The organism is Comamonas humi (genome assembly GCF_054782535.1).
On record NZ_BAAGSH010000017.1, the window covers coordinates 99915 to 119185 of the forward strand.

At 68.1% G+C, this 19271-nt stretch carries 20 protein-coding genes and 1 tRNA gene; 18 read left to right on the forward strand and 3 right to left on the reverse strand.

Annotated features, from left to right (window positions below; translation table 11 throughout):
* Nucleotides 1-31 precede the first annotated feature (31 nt).
* The 5 genes from ACYVKR_RS17990 (at nt 32) to ACYVKR_RS18010 (ending at nt 5136) form a co-directional block, all read left to right on the forward strand.
* Nucleotides 32-1036 carry a tripartite tricarboxylate transporter substrate binding protein gene (locus tag ACYVKR_RS17990; RefSeq protein WP_460482327.1) on the forward strand — a complete coding sequence of 335 codons (1005 nt, stop codon included), beginning with the start codon at nt 32-34 and terminating at the stop codon, nt 1034-1036.
* A 71-nt stretch (nt 1037-1107) separates the two neighbouring features.
* Entirely contained in the window at nt 1108-2229 is a 1122-nt protein-coding gene (locus ACYVKR_RS17995; protein WP_460482328.1) for a CaiB/BaiF CoA transferase family protein, read from the forward strand.
* 55 nt (nt 2230-2284) lie between these two features.
* Nucleotides 2285-3148 (forward strand): 2-keto-4-pentenoate hydratase, encoded by an 864-nt coding sequence (locus tag ACYVKR_RS18000; protein WP_460482329.1) that lies wholly within the window; start codon nt 2285-2287, stop codon nt 3146-3148.
* 127 nt (nt 3149-3275) lie between these two features.
* Nucleotides 3276-4253, forward strand: a complete 978-nt coding sequence (locus tag ACYVKR_RS18005; RefSeq protein WP_460482330.1) for an alpha/beta hydrolase — start codon at nt 3276-3278, stop codon at nt 4251-4253.
* Between the two features lie 7 nt (nt 4254-4260).
* On the forward strand, nt 4261-5136 hold the full coding sequence (locus ACYVKR_RS18010; RefSeq protein WP_460482331.1) for a YbgC/FadM family acyl-CoA thioesterase: 876 nt from the start codon (nt 4261-4263) through the stop codon (nt 5134-5136).
* A gap of 19 nt (nt 5137-5155) precedes the next feature.
* Here the strand turns inward: ACYVKR_RS18010 and ACYVKR_RS18015 are convergent, their stop codons facing one another.
* Nucleotides 5156-5536 (reverse strand): tautomerase family protein, encoded by a 381-nt coding sequence (locus ACYVKR_RS18015; protein ID WP_460482332.1) that lies wholly within the window; start codon nt 5534-5536, stop codon nt 5156-5158.
* Nucleotides 5537-5619: 83 nt separating this feature from the next.
* Between ACYVKR_RS18015 and ACYVKR_RS18020 the strand changes: the two genes are divergently transcribed.
* Nucleotides 5620-6477, forward strand: a complete 858-nt coding sequence (locus tag ACYVKR_RS18020; RefSeq protein WP_460482333.1) for a LysR family transcriptional regulator — start codon at nt 5620-5622, stop codon at nt 6475-6477.
* Nucleotides 6478-6734: 257 nt separating this feature from the next.
* Here the strand turns inward: ACYVKR_RS18020 and ygfZ are convergent, their stop codons facing one another.
* Complete coding sequence (gene ygfZ, locus ACYVKR_RS18025; RefSeq protein ID WP_460482334.1) at nt 6735-7661, reverse strand: YgfZ/GcvT domain-containing protein; 927 nt, start codon at nt 7659-7661, stop codon at nt 6735-6737.
* Between the two features lie 61 nt (nt 7662-7722).
* Between ygfZ and mltG the strand changes: the two genes are divergently transcribed.
* Genes mltG through ACYVKR_RS18055 form a run of 6 tightly spaced genes read left to right on the forward strand, consistent with a single transcriptional unit; the run spans nt 7723 to nt 12316 of the window.
* Complete coding sequence (gene mltG / locus ACYVKR_RS18030) at nt 7723-8694, forward strand: endolytic transglycosylase MltG (protein ID WP_460482335.1); 972 nt, start codon at nt 7723-7725, stop codon at nt 8692-8694.
* Nucleotides 8695-8740: 46 nt separating this feature from the next.
* Nucleotides 8741-9391, forward strand: coding sequence for a dTMP kinase (gene tmk, locus ACYVKR_RS18035; RefSeq protein WP_460482336.1), 651 nt, complete (start codon nt 8741-8743; stop codon nt 9389-9391).
* Complete coding sequence (locus tag ACYVKR_RS18040) at nt 9388-10383, forward strand: DNA polymerase III subunit delta' (RefSeq protein WP_460482337.1); 996 nt, start codon at nt 9388-9390, stop codon at nt 10381-10383. Before tmk ends, ACYVKR_RS18040 begins: the two co-directional genes overlap by 4 nt.
* Before the next feature lie 14 nt (nt 10384-10397).
* Nucleotides 10398-10787 (forward strand): PilZ domain-containing protein, encoded by a 390-nt coding sequence (locus ACYVKR_RS18045; protein ID WP_460482338.1) that lies wholly within the window; start codon nt 10398-10400, stop codon nt 10785-10787.
* Between the two features lie 9 nt (nt 10788-10796).
* The gene (locus ACYVKR_RS18050) at nt 10797-11603 is read left to right on the forward strand and encodes a TatD family hydrolase (RefSeq protein WP_460482339.1); all 807 of its coding nucleotides are present in this window, start codon (nt 10797-10799) and stop codon (nt 11601-11603) included.
* Nucleotides 11600-12316, forward strand: coding sequence for an ankyrin repeat domain-containing protein (locus tag ACYVKR_RS18055; RefSeq protein WP_460482340.1), 717 nt, complete (start codon nt 11600-11602; stop codon nt 12314-12316). The genes ACYVKR_RS18050 and ACYVKR_RS18055 overlap by 4 nt, the downstream gene beginning before the upstream one ends.
* 99 nt (nt 12317-12415) lie before the next feature.
* Here the strand turns inward: ACYVKR_RS18055 and msbA are convergent, their stop codons facing one another.
* The gene (msbA, locus tag ACYVKR_RS18060) at nt 12416-14233 is read right to left on the reverse strand and encodes a lipid A export permease/ATP-binding protein MsbA (RefSeq protein ID WP_460482341.1); all 1818 of its coding nucleotides are present in this window, start codon (nt 14231-14233) and stop codon (nt 12416-12418) included.
* A gap of 125 nt (nt 14234-14358) precedes the next feature.
* On the opposite strand from msbA, the gene tolB reads away from it, so the two are divergent.
* From tolB to ACYVKR_RS18090, 6 genes are all read left to right on the forward strand, one after another.
* Nucleotides 14359-15675 carry a Tol-Pal system protein TolB gene (gene tolB / locus ACYVKR_RS18065; protein WP_460482342.1) on the forward strand — a complete coding sequence of 439 codons (1317 nt, stop codon included), beginning with the start codon at nt 14359-14361 and terminating at the stop codon, nt 15673-15675.
* Nucleotides 15676-15749: 74 nt separating this feature from the next.
* The gene (gene pal, locus ACYVKR_RS18070) at nt 15750-16286 is read left to right on the forward strand and encodes a peptidoglycan-associated lipoprotein Pal (RefSeq protein WP_460482343.1); all 537 of its coding nucleotides are present in this window, start codon (nt 15750-15752) and stop codon (nt 16284-16286) included.
* Between the two features lie 8 nt (nt 16287-16294).
* Nucleotides 16295-17056 (forward strand): tol-pal system YbgF family protein, encoded by a 762-nt coding sequence (gene ybgF, locus ACYVKR_RS18075; protein WP_460482344.1) that lies wholly within the window; start codon nt 16295-16297, stop codon nt 17054-17056.
* A complete protein-coding gene (locus tag ACYVKR_RS18080; protein WP_460482345.1) occupies nt 17057-17875 on the forward strand; it encodes a tRNA threonylcarbamoyladenosine dehydratase in 819 nt (272 codons plus the stop codon). It abuts the gene before it with no gap.
* A 45-nt stretch (nt 17876-17920) separates the two neighbouring features.
* A tRNA-Lys gene (locus tag ACYVKR_RS18085) sits at nt 17921-17996 on the forward strand.
* Between the two features lie 171 nt (nt 17997-18167).
* Complete coding sequence (locus ACYVKR_RS18090) at nt 18168-19229, forward strand: tyrosine-type recombinase/integrase (protein WP_460482349.1); 1062 nt, start codon at nt 18168-18170, stop codon at nt 19227-19229.
* The last annotated feature ends 42 nt before the right edge of the window (nt 19230-19271 follow it).

Here is a 19271-nt window from a genome sequence, read left to right on the forward strand (position 1 = left end):
CGCGCGATCCCCATCCAAGGACCTACCAAAAATGAACGCATTCAACCGCCGCCACTTCCTGCAGCATACCGCGGCGCTGGCCGCCACCGCCGCCGCCGGGCGCAGCGCCTGGGCCGCCGACGCCTTCCCGACCAAGCCGCTGGTGCTGATGGTGCCGTACCCGGCCGGCGGCGCCAGCGACGTGGCCGCGCGCATCTACTCCGAATTCATCGCCCGCAGCCTGCAGCAGCAGGTGGTGGTCGAGAACCTGGGCGGCGGCACCGGCCTGATCGCCGCGAACAAGGTGCTGGCCGCGCCGGCCGACGGCTACATGTTCTTCCACGGCTCGGCCAACGAGAGCTTCCTCGCGCCCATGCTCAACCCCTCGGCGCGCTACAAGCCGGCGGACTTCACGCTGGCGGCGCCGCTGACCGAGGCGCCCATCGTGCTCATGGTCAAGAGCAATCTGCCGGTGAACAGCTACGACGAGTTCGTCGAGTACGCGCGCACCCGCAAGGACAAGCCGCTGGGCTACGGCACGGTGGGCATCGACTCCATGTACCACCTGATCGGCGACGCGCTGGCGGCGCAGCTCAAGTTCCCCTTCCTGCACGTGCCCTACAAGGGCGGCGCGCCGGCGCTGCAGGACCTGGCCGGCGGCCAGGTGGACTGCGCCATCCTGCCGTACCAGACCAGCTTCGACGCCATGGCCAAGCAGGGGCGCCTCAAGATCCTGACCAGCTTCTCCAAGGTGCTGCCCGAGCCGCTCAAGCACATCCCGCTGATCTCGCAGAGCAAGATCAGCCCCGACTTCGAGCACACCATAGGCTCGGGCCACTTCGTCAAGAAGGGCACGCCGCCCGAGCGCGTCGCCGTGCTGCGCGGCGCCATCACCCAGGCGCTGCGCGACCCCGCCATCCGCGCCCGGCTGGAGCAGGAAGGCAAGTACATTCCGCAGCCGGTGATCAACCAGCAGCAGTCCGACCAGCGCTTCGCCGAGACCTACCAGCGCATCCGCGGCCTGGTCGAGAGCGTGGGCCGTAAACCCTTGGCTTGAAATCGGCTCCAAGCCATACGTGGCGAGCGCCACCAGCTATCTATTTTGAAGAATTCACGAGGAGAGACGGTATGCCCATTCCCGCCATGGCCGGCGCCCTGCAGGGCGTCAAGGTGCTGGATCTGTCGCGCATCCTGGGCGGGCCGCTGTGCGGCCAGATCCTGGGCGACCACGGCGCCGACGTGCTCAAGGTCGAGCCGCCGCAGGGCGACGACACGCGCACCTGGGGCCCTCCGTTCCGCGATGGCGTGGCCTCGTACTACTTCGGGCTGAACCGCAACAAGCGCATCCAGTTCCTGGACCTCGGCGCGGCCGAGGGCCAGCAGCGCGTGCGCGAACTGATGGCCGAGGCCGACGTGGTGGTCGAGAACTTCAAGATCGGCACCATGGAGAAATGGGGCATAGGCTACGAGCAGATGCGCGAGCAGTTCCCGCACCTGGTCTGGTGCCGCGTGACGGGCTTCGGCGCCGACGGCCCGCTGGGCAGCCTGCCGGGCTACGACGCCGCCATCCAGGCGCTGGCCGGGCTGATGAGCATCAACGGCGAGGCCGAACGCGACCCGCTGCGCGTGGGCCTGCCGGTGGTGGACATGGTGACCGGCCTGAACGCGGTGATCGGCGTGCTGCTGGCGCTGCACGAGCGCGCCAAGAGCGGCCAGGGCCAACTGGTCGACGCCTCGCTGTACGACTCGGGCATCTCGCTGCTGCACCCGCACGGCGCCAACTGGTTCATGAACGGCAAGATCCCCGGCCGCTCGGGCAACGCCCATCCCAACATCTACCCCTACGACGTGGTGAACACCGGCGGCTCGCCGATCTTCCTGGCCGTGGGCAATGACCGCCAGTTCCGCCTGCTGTGCGGCCACATCGGCCAGGACGCGCTGGCCGATGACGAGCGCTTTGCCACCGCCGGCCAGCGCTCGGTGCACCGCGCCACGCTCAAGCCGCTGCTGGAGCAGGCGTTTGCTTCGATGGACGGCGTGCAGCTCGCCGACGAGCTGATGGCCATCGGCGTGCCTGCCGCCGCGGTGCTGAACGTGGAGCAGGCGCTGACCGCGCCGCACACCGTGCACCGCGAGATGGTGGTGAAGATGGGCGAATACACCGGCATAGGCGCGCCGGTCAAGCTCAGCCGCACGCCCGCCACCTACCGCCATGTGCCGCTGACCGAGGGCAAGGATTTCATGGCTTGATGCCGCCTGCGGCTTGGTGCATGCTGCCTGGGCATCACCAAACGAGGAGACATCGATGAAGAAAAAACTTGCCGCCTTGGCGCTGGCCGCCCTGGGCACCGCAGCGGCCCAGGCCGCCTGCCTGGACGACGCCCAGGTGGCCGCCATGGTGGCGGCCTACGGCGCCAAACAGCCGGCCGCCAACCCGCCCGCGCTCAGCGACGAGGACGGGCGCTGCACCCGCGCCAAGTTCAACGCCGCGCTGCAGCAGGCCGGCCGCAAGCCCGTGGGCTACAAGGCCGGGCTGACCAACCCGGCGGTGCAAAAGCGCTTCGGCACCGACCACCCCGTGTGGGGCGTGCTGTACGACGGCATGCTGCTGCAAAGCGGCGCCAAGCTGCCCGCGGCCTTCGGCGCGCGGCCGCTGTTCGAGGCCGACATGCTGGTGCGTGTCTCCAGCACCGCGATCAACCAGGCCGCCACGCCCGCCGAGGTGCTGGACGCCATCGACCGCATCGTGCCCTTCATCGAGCTGCCCGATCTGGTCGTGGCCGAGCCGGGCAAGCTCAATGGCGCGGGCGTCGAGGCCATCAACGTGGGCGCGCGCCTGGGCGTGATGGGCGAGCCCATCCCCGTGCCACGCTACCGCGCCGAGCGCCATGCGCTGCTCGACGCGCTGCAGCGCATGGAGGTGACGCTGACCGACGCCGGCGGCGCGCGCCTGGGCGGCGGCAAAGGCAGCGACCTGATGGAGCAGCCGTTGAACGCCGTGCTGTGGCTCAGCGGCGCGCTGGCCCGCGAGGGCCGGGCGCTGCAGGTGGGCGACTGGGTGAGCCTGGGCTCGTTCTCGGCGCTGCTGCCGCCCAAGGCCGGCCTGGCGGTGACGCTGCAGTTCCACGGCCTGCCGGGCGCGCAGCCGGTGCAGGTGTCGTTCGAGTGATGGGGTGATGCCCCGCGCTCGGGGATAATCGCCACGGCCGCCGGCAGCTTCGCTGCTGGTGGTTTTGCTACTTATATGATAGCTATCAGCGCTTGCTGCATAAGCGCTGAAGCCTGTTTTTGCTTCAATGCCTGATTCGTCGCCCTCGAACCTTCCGCCCGCCGTGCTGGCGCAACTCACCCCCACCATGCGCAGCGTGGTCGAGCGCATGGCGCGTGCCCAGCATGTGCCGCTGCAGGAGCAGACGGTGGAGCAGGCCCGCGCCGCCTACGAACTGGGCGCCGGCGTGCTCGAAATCCCCAAGCCTGAACTGGAGCGGGTCGAGGCGCTGGCCATTCCCGCGCGCGACGGTCACCTGCTGCCCGCCAGGCTCTATGCCACCAGCCACGATCCGCACCAGCCGGTGCTGCTGTTCACGCACGGCGGCGGCTTTACCATCGGCAGCGTGGGCACGCACGACATCCTGTGCCGCGAGCTGGCACGCCAGGCCGGCTGCATGGTGGTGTCGCTGGACTACCGGCTCGCGCCCGCGCACAAGTTTCCCACCGCCAGCAACGACGCCTGGGACGCGCTGCAATGGCTGGCCGGCAACGCCGCCGCCATCGGCGCCGACCCGGCCCGCATCGCCGTGGGCGGCGACAGCGCCGGCGGCACGCTGGCGGCGGTGAACGCGGTGCTGGCGCGCGATGCCGGCCTGCCGCTGGCGCTGCAATTGCTGATCTACCCCGGCTGCGCCGCGCACCAGGACACGCCCTCGCACGCCACCTACGCCCAGGGCCCGGTGCTGACCGAGGCCATGATCTCGTGGATGTTCGCCAACTATGTGCGCACGCCGGCCGACCGCGACGACTGGCGCTTCGCGCCGCTGCTGGCCGACGAGCTGCAGGGCGTGGCGCCGGCCTGCGTGCTGCTGGCCGAATGCGACGCGCTGGTGGACGAGGGCGTGATGTACGCCGACCGCCTGCGCATGGCCGGCGTGGCGGTGGATCTGGAGATCTACCGCGGCGTGAGCCACGAATTCATCAAGATGGGCCGCGCGCTGAAGGAAGCGCGCCAGGCCCATGCCTTTGCCGCCGCCGCGCTGCGCGCCGCCTTCGACCTGTGAACCAGCCATGACCGACACCACGCTTCCCCGCCCCGCCGACTTCCGCTGCAAGACCCGCCTGCGCGTGCGCTGGGCCGAGGTGGACATGCAGAAGGTGGTCTTCAACGCCCACTACCTGAGCTACGTGGACGTGGCCTCGTCCGAATACTGGCGCGTGCTGGCCGTGCCCTACGAGGAAGGCGTGCAGCGCCTGGGCTGCGAGCCCTACCTGAAGGCCACCTCGCTGGAATACCACGCCTCGGCGCGGCTCGACGACGTGCTCGACGTGGGCGTGCGCTGCGCCAAGCTGGGCAATACCTCGGCCACCTTCGAGGCTGCCATCTTCTGCGGCGACCGGCTGCTGGTGACGGCGCGCCTAGTGTATGTGTTTGCCGATGCCGCGCAGAAGCCCACGCCGCTGCCCGAGGCCTACCGCACCATGGTGCAGCGCTTCGAGGCCGGTGAGCCGGTGGTGCAGGTGCGCACCGGCCACTGGAACGAGCTGGGCCGCGAGGCCATGCGGCTGCGCATGGAGGTGTTCGTGCGCGAGCAGGGCATCCCGGCCGAGATCGAGGCCGACGAGTACGACGCCACCGCGCTGCATGCGGTGGCCACCAACGGCCTGGGCATGTGCGTGGCCACCGGCCGCATGCTGCCGGCGGGCGACAGCGGCGTGATGCGCATCGGCCGCATGGCGGTGCACCGCGCGGTGCGCGGCCAGCAGTGGGGCCGGCTGGTGCTGGAGGCGCTGGTCGACGACGCGCGCCGCAAGGGCATGCGCCGCGTCGAGCTGCACGCCCAGTGCACGGCCGAGAACTTCTACCGCCGCGCCGGCTTCCTGGTGGAGGGCGAGCGCTACGAGGAGGCCGGCATCCCGCACGTCAGCATGTACAAGGACCTGTGAGCCGGCGCTGGGGCCTGGGCTAGGCGTACTGCGCCAGCCCGTGGCCGAAGGACCAGTTCTCCTTCTGCACCTCGACCAGGCTCACGAACACGTCCTCCGGGCGCAGCCCCGGGCTCTCGACGAGCAGCTGCGCCGCTCGCGCGAACAGGGCCTTCTTCTGCTCCAGCGTGCGGGTGTTGTTGGCGGTGATCTGGATGAACACCAGCTCGTCGCTGCGCTGCACGCCCATGTAGGTCGCGCCATAGCGGAAGCTCGCCGCGTCGTGCTCGGTGATGACCATGAACTGGTCGTCCTCGGGCACGTTGAAGGTCTCGCGCAGCGCGCGGTACACGCTGTCGAAGATCGCCTGGCGGTAGGGTTCGGGCTTGCCGGCGCGCATGGAGATGTGGACCAGGGGCATGGTTTTCCTTTCGTGATGGGCCTGGCTGTAGGATAGCTATTTCGGTATGCTATGCATATTTATTTCATAGATAACGATCTGAAATGGCTGAACGCCCCCTGGACCTGGATGCCGTCGAGGCCTTCGTTCGCATCGCCGAGCTGGGCAGCTTCACGCTGGCGGCCGATGCCATGCGCACCACGCAGGCCGGCGCGAGCCTCAAGCTCAAGCGGCTCGAGGAGCGGCTCGGCTGCCGGCTCATCGAGCGCACGCCGCGCTATGTGGAGCTATCGGCGCGCGGCAGCGCCTTTCTCGGCCATGCGCGCGAGCTGCTGGCGGCGCACGACCGCGCGCTGGCCGCGCTGGCCGAGGCCCGCCAGCGCCTGACCATCGGCATCAGCGACCACGTGGCGGGGCCGGAGCTGCCCGCGCTGATCGCGCGCATGAACGCGCAGGACCCGCAATTGCTGATCGAGATCCGCATCGGCTCGTCGGGCGAGCTGCTGCAGCGCTTCGACCGGCGCGAGCTGGACACGGTGATCGTGCGCCTGCACGCGGGGCGCGACGACGGGGAGCTGATCGCCGAGGAGCCGCTGGGCTGGTTCGCCGCGCCCGGCTGGCAGCACCGTGCGGGCGAGCCGCTGCCGCTGGCCACGCTGGCCGAGCCCTGCGGTGTGCGGGCGCTGGCCGGGCAACTGCTGGACGCGGCCGGGGTGCGCTGGACGGAGGCTTTCGTCGGCGGCGGCGTGGCTGCCGTGGCCGCCGCGGTGATGGCGGGCCTGGGCATGGCGGCCCTAGCGCCGCGCATGCTGCCCTGGGGCGCGGTGGACGTGGGCGCCCGGCTGGGCCTGCCCGGGCTGCCGCGCGTGCCGGTGCTGCTGCACACCCGGGTGGGCGACGGCCGCTCGCGCGATGCGCTGGCCGCGCTGTCGGCGGCCTTCCGCAGCGCCGTGCGCAGCTAGGTTAGAGGGATTGCGCGGGCAATAAAAAACCGGGTCTGGAGGCTTTTTGCAAAACCGCCAGGACCCGGTGAGAAGTGATGGTCAAGATGCGCTTGTTTGTTGTCGCGGTGCGAACCGTGCAAATGATGACAGAGTCTTGCACTTGTTCACAAACCCCTTAAGTGTACCAATGGGCAGAGGGCTTGTGCGCATTTTTTGTGCAATCTTTGTGTCGGCGGCGGCCGGCGTGCGCCAAAAACTGTGGTAATTACGCTGCACTAAATGTCTTCGAGCAGCGCATAGGGCAGCGGCTGCACCTGCAACGCCGGCCCGGCGGCCGAGCCTGCGCGCAGCTCTTGCGCGGCGGCGGCCATCTGCATCGAGACCAGGGCGTCGCTGCCACCCTGGGCACGCGGCGCGGCTTGCACGACCGTGCCCACGGGCTGCTCGGCATCGGCGGCCGCATAGACCTCCTGGCCTGGCTGCAAATCACCGGCGGCGGACTGCACCAGGTACAGGCGCCGCTTGAGCGTGCCGCGGAACTGGCTGCGCGCCACCACCTCCTGGCCGGGGTAGCAGCCCTTCTTGAAGCTCACGCCGCCAATCGATTCGAAGTTGACCATCTGCGGCACGAAGGCATCGACGACGGGCGTGGTGATGGTGGGCACGGCGCTGCGCACCTCGCCCAGCAGCCAGGCGGCCGGGGCGAGCACGGGGCTGTCGGCGATGGCCGCAGGCAGCGCTGCGGCGGCGGGCGCTGCCCACAGCGCGCGGGCCTGGCCGTCGGCCGGGTACAGGCGCACCACCGAGGCCTCGCCCTCGGCGCTGGTCTGCCAGGGCGCGGCATCGGGCGCGCAGCGCTCGGCGATGGCGCCCGCCAGGCCCACGAGGCGGATGGCGTCGCCGGCGTCGCTCAGCTTGGCCTTGGCGCGCAGCACGAACATGGACAGGCGCTTGAGCGTGGGCGCCAGCAGGTCGCGGCTGGTGACGAGCCAGAACTCGCTGGCCGAGCGCTTGACCACGATGAAGCTGGCCTGCATGCGCCCCTTGGCCGACAGAAAGCCCGCCAGCCGGGCCTGGCCGGCGGGCAGCAGCTGCACATCGTTGGTGAGCTGGCCTTGCAGAAAAGTGGCGGCGTCTTCGCCTTCGACGCGGATGACGCCCAGATGCGTCAGCGTTACATGTCCTTGGAGCGCTTCAATCATGGCGTGAATTATGATGCGCGCTGCTTGGCTTGGAGTTGGTGGGGTTGTGAAGCGTTTTCTGATGGCATTGGTCTTGTTGGCACTGGCCGCGGCCGGCGGTGCCTACTGGTGGCTGCACCAGCCGGTGGTGGCCGGCGATAAGCCCATCGAGCTGGAGATCGAGCCCGGCGCCACGCCGCGCAACGTGGCCCGCGCCGTGAAGCAGGCCGGCATGCAGGTCAACCCCGACTGGCTGTACTGGTGGTTCCGCCTGTCCGGGCAGGACCGCAAGATCCGCGCCGGCAACTACGAGATCCCGCCCGGCACCACGCCGCATTCGCTGCTGGCGCGCCTGGTGCGCGGCGAGGAAACGCAGCGCGTGATCACCATCGTCGAAGGCTGGAACTTCCGCCAGGTGCGCGCCGCGCTGGCGCGCGAGGAATTCCTCAAGCACGACACCGCCGATCTGGCGCCCGAGGCCATCATGGCCGCGCTGGGCCAGCCCGAGCTGCCCGCCGAAGGGCGCTTCTACCCCGATACCTACGCCTATGCCAAGGGCAGCAGCGAGCTGGCGCTGCTGCGCCGCGCCCAGGCGGCCATGGACAAGCGCCTGGAAGCCATCTGGGCGCTGCGCGAGGCCGACTCGCCGTTGAAGACGCCGGCCGAGTTGCTGACGCTGGCCAGCATCGTCGAGAAGGAAACCGGCAAGGCCGACGACCGGGGCCAGGTGGCCGGCGTGTTCATCAACCGCCTGCGCGTGGGCATGCTGCTGCAGACCGACCCGACGGTGATTTACGGCCTGGGCGAGAAGTTCGACGGCAACCTGCGCAAGAAGGACCTGCTGGCCGACACGCCCTGGAACACCTACACCCGCGCGGGCCTGCCGCCCACGCCGATCTCGATGCCGGGCAAGGCCTCGCTGATGGCGGCGGTGCAGCCGGCCAAGACCCGGGCGCTGTACTTCGTGGCCAAGGGCGACGGCAGCAGCCATTTCAGCGAAAGCCTGGACGAGCACAACCGCGCGGTGAACCAGTATCAGCGGGGCGGCAAATGACGATCGCCGCCTACAATTTCGCGATCAACCCCACAAGGACCTACGCGTGAGCCCCAGCCCCGGCTTGTTTATCACCTTCGAAGGCATCGACGGCGCCGGCAAGACCTCGCACATCCACCGCCTGCACCAGGCCTTCCTGGCCGCCGGGCGCCAGGTGGTGCTGACGCGCGAGCCCGGCGGCACGCCGCTGGCCGAAAAGCTGCGCGCGCTGTTCCTGCACGACGCGATGGACCCGCTGACCGAGGCGCTGCTGGTGTTTGCCGCGCGCCGCGACCACCTGGTGCAGGTGATCGAGCCGGCGCTGGCCCGTGGCGACGTGGTGCTGTGCGACCGCTTCACCGACGCCACCTTCGCCTACCAGGGCGCGGGGCGGGGCTTCGATTTGGGTGTGCTATCGCAACTGGAGCGCATGGTGCAGGCCCAGCCTGCGCTGGGGCCGGATTTCATTCGCAACCCCGATCTGACCATCTGGTTCGACCTGCCCACCGAGGTGGCGGCCGAGCGCCTGGCCGGCGCGCGTGTGCCCGACCGCTTCGAGTCGCAGCCGCAGGCCTTTTTCGCCCAGGTGGCCGGCGGCTATGCGCGCCGCGCCGCCGAGTATCCGCAGCGCTTTGCACGCATCGATTCCAACCAGGCCAAGGATGCGGTGGGGCAGGCCGTGCACGACGCGGTGGCTGCCCGGGGGTGGCTCGCGTGAGCGCGGTGGCCCCCTGGATCGCCCGCCAGCGCGACGCGCTGCTGGCCCAGCGCGGCCATGCCTGGCTGCTGCAGGGGCCGTCGGGCCTGGGACAGTTCGCGCTGGCGATGGAGCTGGTGCGCGCCTGGCTGTGCGATGCGCCCACGGCGCACGGCGCCTGCGGCCAGTGCACCAGCTGCCATGCCATCGACGTGCATGCGCATACCGACCTGTGCGTGCTGATGCCCGAAACCCACATGCTGGCGCTGGGCTGGCCGCTGTCCGAGAAGGCCCAGGCCGACATCGACGACAAGAAGCGCAAGCCCAGCCAGGAAATCCGCGTGGACGCGATGCGCGACGCGGTGGAGTTCACGCAGCGCACCTCGGGCCGCGGGCGCGGCAAGGCGGTGCTGGTGTTCCCTGCGGAGCAGATGAACGCCATCACCGCCAACGCGCTGCTCAAGACGCTGGAGGAGCCGCCGGGCGACGTGCGCTTCGTGCTCGCCACCGAGGCCGCGCACCAGCTGCTGCCCACCATCCGCAGCCGCTGCCTGGCGCACACGCTGCAATGGCCGGCGGATGCCGAGGCCGGCGCCTGGCTGGCGGAGCAGGGCGTGCCGCAGGAACAGATCGCGGGGCTGGTGCAGGCCTCGGGCGGGCGGCCCGACGATGCGCTGGCCCGGCATGCCGCCGGCCAGTCGCCCGCGGTGTGGAAGCGCCTGCCGCGCGAGCTGGCCCAGGGCCAGGCCGGCGCGCTGGCCGGGCTGGCGCCGCCGCAGGTGGTCGATGCGCTGCAAAAGCTCTGCCACGACCTGCTGATGCTGCGCATAGGCGCGGCGCCGCGCTTCTTCGATGCCGCCGACCTGCCGGCCGCGCCGGGCTTGGCGGCGCTCACGCGCTGGGCGCAGGCGCTGCGCCAGAGCATGAAGACGGCCGACCATCCCTTCAACCAGGGCCTGATGCTGGAGGCGCTGGTGGCGCAGGCGCACAGCGTGCTCCGTTCGCGCCGCTGATATGCTTGCACCCCATGAATAGTCCCATCCTCCCCGCCGCGGCTGCGAATGCGGCCAATGGAGCCGCCCGGCCCAGCGTCCTGCAACTGGCGATCAAGGAAAAGGGCGCCTTGTATGCGGCCTATATCCCGCTGTTCAAGGAAGGGGGCATCTTCGTGCCCACCACCAAGGAATACCAGCTGGGCGAAGATGTCTACGTGCTGCTGACGCTGCCGCAGGACGCGCAGCGCTACCCCATCGCGGGCAAGGTGGCCTGGGTGACGCCGGCGCGCGCGGGCGGCACCCGCACGCAGGGCATAGGCGTGCGCTTTCCCAAGGACGCCAAGTCGCAGGAGCTGCGGGCCCGTATCGAGCAGTTGCTGGGCACGGCGCTGGGCTCGGACCGCCCGACGCAGACGATCTGAATTGCATTGATGTACACCGATTCCCACTGCCATCTGAATTTTCCCGAGCTGGTGGACCAGCTCCCCGCCATCCGCGAGGCCATGCAGGCCGCCCAGGTCACGCGCGCGCTGTGCATCAGCACCACGATGGAGGAGTTCCCCGACGTGCATGCGCTGGCCCTGCGCTACGACAACTTCTGGTGCAGCGTGGGCGTGCACCCTGACACCGAGGGGCTGACCGAACCCTCGATCGCCGACCTGGTGGCCTGCGCGGCGCTGCCGCGCGTGGTGGCCATCGGCGAGACCGGGCTCGACTACTACGGCATGGAAGACCGCAAGGGCGGCCGCAGCATCGCCGACCTGGAGTGGCAGCGCGAGCGCTTCCGGGTGCACATCCGCGCCGCGCGCCAGGTGGCCAAGCCGCTCATCATCCACACCCGCGCCAGCTCGGACGACACCCTGCGCCTGCTGCGCGAGGAGGGCGAGACCGGCGCGGCCGGCAGCGCCGGCGGCGTGTTCCACTGCTTCACCGAGACCATGGCGGTGGCGCGCGCGGCGCTGGACCTGGGCTTCTACATCTCGCTGTCGGGCATCGTCACCTTCAAGAGCGCGCAGGAGCTGCGCGACGTGGCCGCCTTCGTGCCGCTGGACCGCCTGCTGATCGAGACCGACAGCCCCTACCTGGCGCCCGTGCCCTACCGCGGCAAGACCAACAACCCGTCCTACGTGCCCTACGTGGCGAAGCAGATCGCCCAGGTGCGCGGCCTGCCGGTGGAGCAGGTGGCCGAGGCCACCAGCGCCAACTTCGACCGGCTGTTTCCGGGGGTGCTGGCATGAAGCGCCGCGCTGCCTCCCTGCTGGTCGTGGCCGCAGCCGCAGGCATGCTGGCCGCGGGCTGCGCGAGCCAGCCGGTGGCCCGCAACGCCCGCGCGCAGGGCGGCTCGCACGAGGCCTTCTTCACCTACATCATCCGCGACGACGCGCCCGGCATCCGCTCGCTGGTGCTGATGGGGTTCGACCCGAACACCACCAACGAGCGCGGCGAAACCGGGCTGACGCAGGCCTTCAAGCAGGAGTCGTACCGCGCCGCCCAGGGCCTGATCGCGCTGAAGCAGACCGATGTGAACCGCGCCAACAGCAAGGGCGAGACGCCGCTGATGATGGCGGCCATCAAGGCCCGGCTCGACCTCGCGCAGCAGCTCATAGCCCGCGACGCCGACGTGAACAAGACCGGCTGGACGCCGCTGCACTACGCCGTCTCGGTGCCCAGCGAGGACGGCTCGGACCTGAAGATGGTGGCGCTGCTGCTGGAGCACAGCGCCTACATCGACGCCGAATCGCCCAACGGCACCACGCCGCTGATGATGGCGGCCCAGTACGGCACGCGCAGCGCCGTGCAGCTGCTGCTGGAAGAGGGGGCCGATCCGGCGCTGAAGAACCACCAGGGCCTCGCGGCCAAGGATTTCGCGCTGCGCGCCGACCGCCAGGAAGTGGTCCGCTGGCTGGAGCAGGCACGCAAGAAGACGGGGCGTGTCCGCAGCCAGTGGTGATAAAAGAATAGCTGCTGGCGCTTGATAGACAAGGGTTTCAGATATTTTTATATCTGAAATGCCCTGGTATCAAGCGCCAGCAGCTATTGTTTTTGAGGATTACGCCGGCCGGCTCTGCAGCCGCGCATACAGCCCGCCCAGCGCCATCAGCTCGGCGTGCGTGCCTTGCTCGGCGATGCTGCCGCGCTCCATCACCACCACGCGGTCGGCGTGCTCGATGGTGGACAGCCGGTGCGCGATCACCAGCGTGGTGCGGTCCTTCATCAGGCGCGACAGCGCCTCCTGCACCAGGCGCTCCGATTCGGTATCGAGCGCCGACGTGGCCTCGTCGAGGATCAGGATGGGCGCATCCTTGTACAGCGCACGCGCGATCGCCAGGCGCTGGCGCTGGCCGCCCGAGAGCTGCGAGGCGTTGTGCCCCACGACGGTATCGACGCCCTGCGGCAGGCCGTCGACGAAGCCCTGCAGGTTGGCCGCGGCCAGGCAGGCGCGCAGCTTGTCGGCGTTGACCTCGGCGCCCAGCGCCACGTTGGCCGCCACCGTGTCGTTGAACATCACCACGTCCTGGCTCACCAGCGCGAACTGGCTGCGCAGCGTGCGCAGGTCCCACTGCTCGATGGCCACGCCGTCGATGGACACCGTGCCGCCGGTGGGCGCCACAAAGCGCGGCAGCACATTCACCAGCGTGGTCTTGCCCGCGCCGGACGGGCCCACCAGCGCCACCACCTCGCCGGGCCGGATGGACAGCGACAGGTGCCGCAGCGCCGGCGCCTGCTCGCTGCCCTCGCGGCCATAGGCCACGCTCACGTCGCGCAGCTCGATGGCGCCTTGCACCTGGGCCGGCTTCCAGTCGCCGCTGCTCTCGGCCGGCACCTCGCCCAGCAGGCCCAGGCCGCGCTCCAGCGCCGCCACGCCGCGGGTGATGGGGTTGGCCACGTCGGCCAGGCGGCGGATGGGCGCGATCAGCATCAGCATCGCCGAGATGAAGGCCACGAAGCCGCCCACCGTCACGTCCTTGGCGTTGATGCCCGTGCTGCGGCTTTGCCACAGCGCGATGCAGATCACCACCGACAGCGCCACCGCCGCCAGCAGCTGCGTCAGCGGCGTCATCGCGGCCGACGCGATGGTGGACTTGATCGCCAGCTGGCGCAGCCGCTTGCTCAACAGCGCGAAGCGGCCCACCTGGCCTTCCTCGGCCGCATGCAGGCGCACCATGCGGTGGGCGAGCACGTTCTCTTCCACCACGTAGGCCAGCTCGTCGGTGGCCTGCTGGCTGCTCTTGGTGAGGTGGTACAGGCGCCGCGACAGCGTCTTCATGATCCACGACACGCCCGGCAGCAGCACGGCCACGATCAGCGTGAGCTGCCAGTTCAGGTAGATCAGGTACATCAGCAGCGCCACGACGGTGAAGCCGTCGCGCGACAGGCTCAGCAGCGCCTGCACCAGCAGCGTGGAGCCGGTCTGCACCTCGTAGACCACGGTGTTCGACAGCGTGCTGGCCGACTGGCGCGAGAACAGCGCCAGGTCGGCATTCAACACGCGCGAAAACAGATTCTCACGCAGCCGCATCATCCCGTCGTTGGCGATGCGCGCCAGCGCGTACTGGTTGACGAACTGCCCGATGCCGCGCACGAAGAAAACGCCAACAATCGTCACCGGCACCACCCATAGCTGCAGCGTGCCGCTGGTGAAACCGTTGTCCAGCAAGGGTTTGAGCAGCGCGGGGATGGCCGGCTCCGTCCCGGCAACCACCACGGTGGCCAGCACCGCCAGCACCCAGGTCCAGCGCTGGTAGCCGAAGTAGGGTGCCAGCCGCGACAGGCGCTGGCGCAGCGAAAGCTCGGCGACCTTGGTGGCGGCAGTGGCAGCGGGACGGTCCGATGCCTGAGCGGAAGATGGTTTTTCTATTGTGGACATGGATCGGAGATTCTAGAATGCGCGCCTACCGTCTGGAACCGGTTCCCCGGCAGGCGGAAAAATGGCGCACCACGTAACATTCTCCTACGTACACAGGCTGCGCCACGCATATATGATGGCCGGCAATGACTACTAATCGCTTTCCCTTGGTTTCGCTCTCCTCGGTTTTGCCCCCATTGCACCGCCGCCACCTCCTCGGCGCCGCCCTCGCGGCACCGGCGCTGCCTGCTCTGGCGCAGTTCAAGGTGGAAATCACCGGCATCGGTGTCAAGCAGACCCCCATCGCGATCGCCCCCTTCAAGGGCGAGGCCCAGGCACCCCAGCGCATCTCGGCCATCGTGATGGCCGACCTGGAGCGCAGCGGCCAGTTCCGCCGCGTGGACGCCGCCGGCGAGCAACTGGATGAATCTTCGCGCCCCGACCTGTCGGTGTGGAAGCAGAAGGCCGCCGAGGCACTGGCCGCCGGCAGCGTCACCCGCACGGCGGACGGCCGCTATGACGTGCGCTTCCGTCTGTGGGACGTGGTCAACGGCCAGGACCTGGGCGGCCAGAGCTACCAGGTGCCGCAGGCCGACCTGCGCCTGGTGGCACACAAGATCGCCGACTACATCTACGAAAAGCTCACCGGCGAGAAGGGCGTGTTCTCCACGCGCATCGCCTACGTGACCAAGAACGGCGCCCGCTACACGCTGTGGGTGGCCGATTCGGATGGCGAGAACTCGCAGTCGGCGCTGTCCAGCCCCGAGCCCATCATCTCCCCGGCCTGGTCGCCCTCGGGCACCCAGCTCGCCTACGTGTCGTTCGAATCGCGCAAGCCCGTGGTCTACGTGCATGAGGTCTCGTCGGGCAAGCGTCGCCTGGTGGCCAACTTCCGCGGCTCCAACAGCGCGCCGGCTTGGTCGCCCGACGGCAGCGCACTGGCCGTGACGCTGAGCCGCGACGGTGGCTCGCAGCTCTACACCATCAGCCCCAACGGCGGCGAGCCGCGGCGCCTGACGCAGAGCAGCGGCATCGACACTGAGCCAACCTATTCACGCGACGGCCGCTACATCTACTTCGTCAGCGACCGCGGCGGCGCGCCGCAGATCTACCGCATCGGCGCCAGCGGCGGCAGCGCCGAGCGGGTGACCTTCAGCGGCTCGTACAACATCTCGCCGGCCATCAGCCCGGACGGCAAGACGCTGGCCTACATCTCGCGCACCGGCGGCGGCTACAAGCTGCAGGTCATGGACCTGGCCTCGGGCACGGTGACGGCGGTGACGGACACCTCGGCCGACGAAAGCCCGAGCTTTGCGCCGAACAGCAAGCTCATCGTGTACGCCTCGCGCCAGGGTGGCCGGGACGCACTGATGACCACCACGCTCGACGGCAAGATCAAGGCGCGGCTGGCTGGCCAGGGTGGCGATATCCGCGAGCCCGACTGGGGCCCCTACCAGCCCTAGCGCCTGCATTGTTTTGTTCATGTTCGTCGCGTCCAGCGATCTTGTTTTTGTTTGAGAGTTTTTGGGAGAGTCGTATGTTGTCGTTGAAAAAAGCTTCTTTGGCAGTGCTGGTCGCTGCCGTTCTGGCCGGTTGCAGTTCCGCTCCGTCGCTGGACAATGCCCCGGTGGAAGACAAGGGCGCCGCATCCGCCAACAATGGAGCGGGCTCTGGCTCCGCAGGCCAGAGCGGTGTTTCGGGCGTGGACCTGAACAACAGCGCTGCCAACGGCCAGGGCCCGGTCGGCGTGGCCCGCATCATTTACTTCGACTTCGACAGCTACGCGGTCAAGGCTGAAGACCAGGCCACGCTGGACGCGCACGCGCGCTTCCTGAAGGCCAATTCGTCGCGCAAGGTCATGCTCGAGGGCCACACCGATGAGCGCGGCGGCCGCGAGTACAACCTGGCACTGGGCCAGAAGCGCGCCGAAGCCGTGCGCCGTGCCCTGAACGTGCTGGGCGTGCAGGACAGCCAGATGGAAGCCGTGAGCTTCGGCAAGGAAAAGCCCGCAGCGCAGGGCGCAGGCGAAGATGCCTTCGCGCAGAACCGCCGTGTTGAGCTGAACTACCGCTGATACTGCCAATGAGCCTCGTTCGCCGCTTCCCACGTTCCGTTGCGCTCGCCGCCCTGGCGCTGTGCAGCGGGGTGTCCCACGCCGCGCTGTTCGAAGACTCGGATGCGCGCCACGCCATCATCGAGCTGCGCCAGCGCGTGGACCAGTTGACGCAGAGCAACTCGCGCAATGGCGAGGACACCTCGCAGGTGCGCCGCAGCCTGCTGGACTTCCAGGCCCAGCTCGACGGTGTTCGCAATGAAGTGGCCACGCTGCGTGGCGAGAACGAGGCTTTGCGGCGGCAGGTGGCCGAGCTGCAGCGCGGGCAGAAAGACCTTGCCAAGGGCATGGACGACCGCCTGCGCCAGTTCGAGCCCTCGGCCGTCAATGTGGACGGCCAGGAGTTCAAGGCCGATCCTGCGGAGAAGACCGATTTCGACGCTGCGCTGAACGTCTTTCGCTCCGGCAAGTTTGCCGATGCGGCCCAGGCCTTCAGCGGCTTCGTGCAGCGTTATCCCAACAGCGGCTATGTGCCATCGGCACGCTTCTGGTTGGGCAACGCCCAGTACGCGAACCGCGACTACAAATCGGCCATCGACAACTTCAAGCTGATCCTGACGACGGCGCCCAAGCACATGCGGGCGCCCGATGCAGCCTTGTCCATTGCCAACTGCCAGATCGAGCTCAAGGACACCAAGGGTGCCCGCAAGACCCTGGAAGATCTGGTCAAGAGCTACCCGGACACCGAAGCAGCCAAGGCCGCTAAAGAGCGCCTGTCCAAGCTGAAATAAATGCAGCAGCTGGTGGAGCCCGCGGACGCGGGCGTGGCCGATGACGGCGCCATGGATTTCCAGCGGCGCTTTGGCGGCTTGCAGCGCCTGTATGGCGTGGAGCCAGCCGAGCGCATTGTGCGCTCCCGCGTGGCCGTCATCGGCATCGGCGGCGTTGGCTCTTGGGTGGCCGAAGCTTTGGCCCGCAGCGGTGTCTCGAAGTTGCGACTGATCGATCTGGACAACGTGGCGGAGTCCAACATCAACCGCCAGATCCAGGCCGTGACCGGCACCGTCGGCATGGCCAAGGTGGATGCCATGCGAGAGCGCATCGCGCAGATCAATCCGCAATGCCAGGTCGAGGTGGTGGAAGACTTCGTCACCCCCGACAACTGCGCCGAGCTGCTGGCGGGCGTCGATGCCTTCGTCGATGCCTGCGACCAGGTGCGGGCCAAGGCGGCAATGGCTGCCTGGGCGCGCCGCGCCTCGGTGTATGCCGTGCATGTGGGTGCCGCGGGCGGCAAGCGCCTGGCCCACCTGGTGCAGACCGACGACCTGGCCGCGGTGACGCACGATCCCTTGCTGGCGCAGATGCGCTACCGCATGCGCAAGGAGTATGGCGCCCCCAAGGACGGCAAGAAGATGAAGATCGCCTGCGTCTACAGCAAGGAGGCGGTGCGTGGCCCCGATGCCTCGTGTGCGATCGACGGCGATGGCTCGCTCAACTGCCATGGCTACGGCTCGTCGGTGGCCGTCACTGCGACCTTCGGCATGTGCGCGGCCAGCCTGATTTTTGAAAAATTGGCGGTTTCCGAAAAACAGTCAAAAATCGAGATATAATCTGAGGCTGTCATGATTTGCTGCTGATGGCGGCAATGAGGGCATGGGTCTTTAGCTCAGCCGGTAGAGCAGCGGACTTTTAATCCGTTGGTCGCGAGTTCGAATCTCGCAGGACCCACCAGACATATAAACCCGCATGGTCAAACATGCGGGTTTTTTATTTGCCTTCAAAGGCTTAGGCGAAAAAGCATGCCTCAACATGCTCATACATCCGCCTATACAACGATGGTGAATATGTATGCCATCGTGTATGCTGAATCGAAAATCGAACTGGTGGCATACATGAAGCACGCTGACCTGGCCAAAAAAGCACCATCCCCTCAAGGACACGACCATCGAGGCGTTGGAGGCAGAGACGAAGCCCTATCGCGTTCGGGATTCGTTCGACAGAAACCTGCACCTGTATGTCAGGCCGGACGGGCGCAAGTCCTGGGAGATCCGCTACAAGGTCCGGCCTGGCTATTGGTCCTTCATGGGCATCGGAGCGTATGGCAAGCGCGAAGGGTGCCTGTCTGCAGCCAAGGCACGGGCCAGAGAGCTGGAACTGGTGGATGCCATGCAGCCCGGCGAGAACCTGCGCGAGACACACGGCCGGCTCAAGGGTGAGGTGGAGGCCGCGGCGCAAGATACCTTCGAGGCCCTGGCCAACGAATGGCTTGAGATGAAAAAGCGCACCTGGGTGGAAGGCACCGCGGTGCGCAGCGAGGGCGCGCTTCAAAAGCACATCTTCCCGGTTTTCGGGAAGCGCCCGTTTGCCAGGATCAAGGCCAAAGAGTGGCTCGACCACTTCACCAGCATGCAGGAGGCGGGCATTGTCGAGATGGCCAGCCGGGTGCTCACCATGTGCCGGGACATACTGGATTTTGCGGTTGATACGGATCGCATGGAGGCCAACCCGCTGTCCACCATGCACAAGCGCCTGGTCACACGCAAGGCCGAGGCCATGAAGCACGTGCCGCCGGCAGAGCTGCCCGCGCTCATCCGGGCCATCAGGCTGTACCAGTCGCGGGAGGGATCGATAGGGCTCCAACTGCTCATGATGCTGGCGTGCCGTCCGACCGAGCTGCGCGAGGCGCAGTGGAGCGAATTCGACTTCGAGGCATGTGTGTGGACGGTGCCATCCATACGCATGAAGCGCCGGAAAGAGGAAAAGCTGACGGGCGATCCGCACCTCATCCCCTTGCCCCGCCAGGCGGTGAAATTGCTGCAGGAACTGCAGTACATCAATGGGCGCTACACCTACCTTTTTCCCGGCCGCAGCAACGTCAAGCAGCCCAAGAGCAACATGTTCTTCTTGATGGCGCTGCGCCGCCTGGGTTATGAGGACAGGCTGTTGATTTCCACGCAAACCTGACCCACTATTTCCATCGAATCTTGACCCACCCTTGTTCGTGAA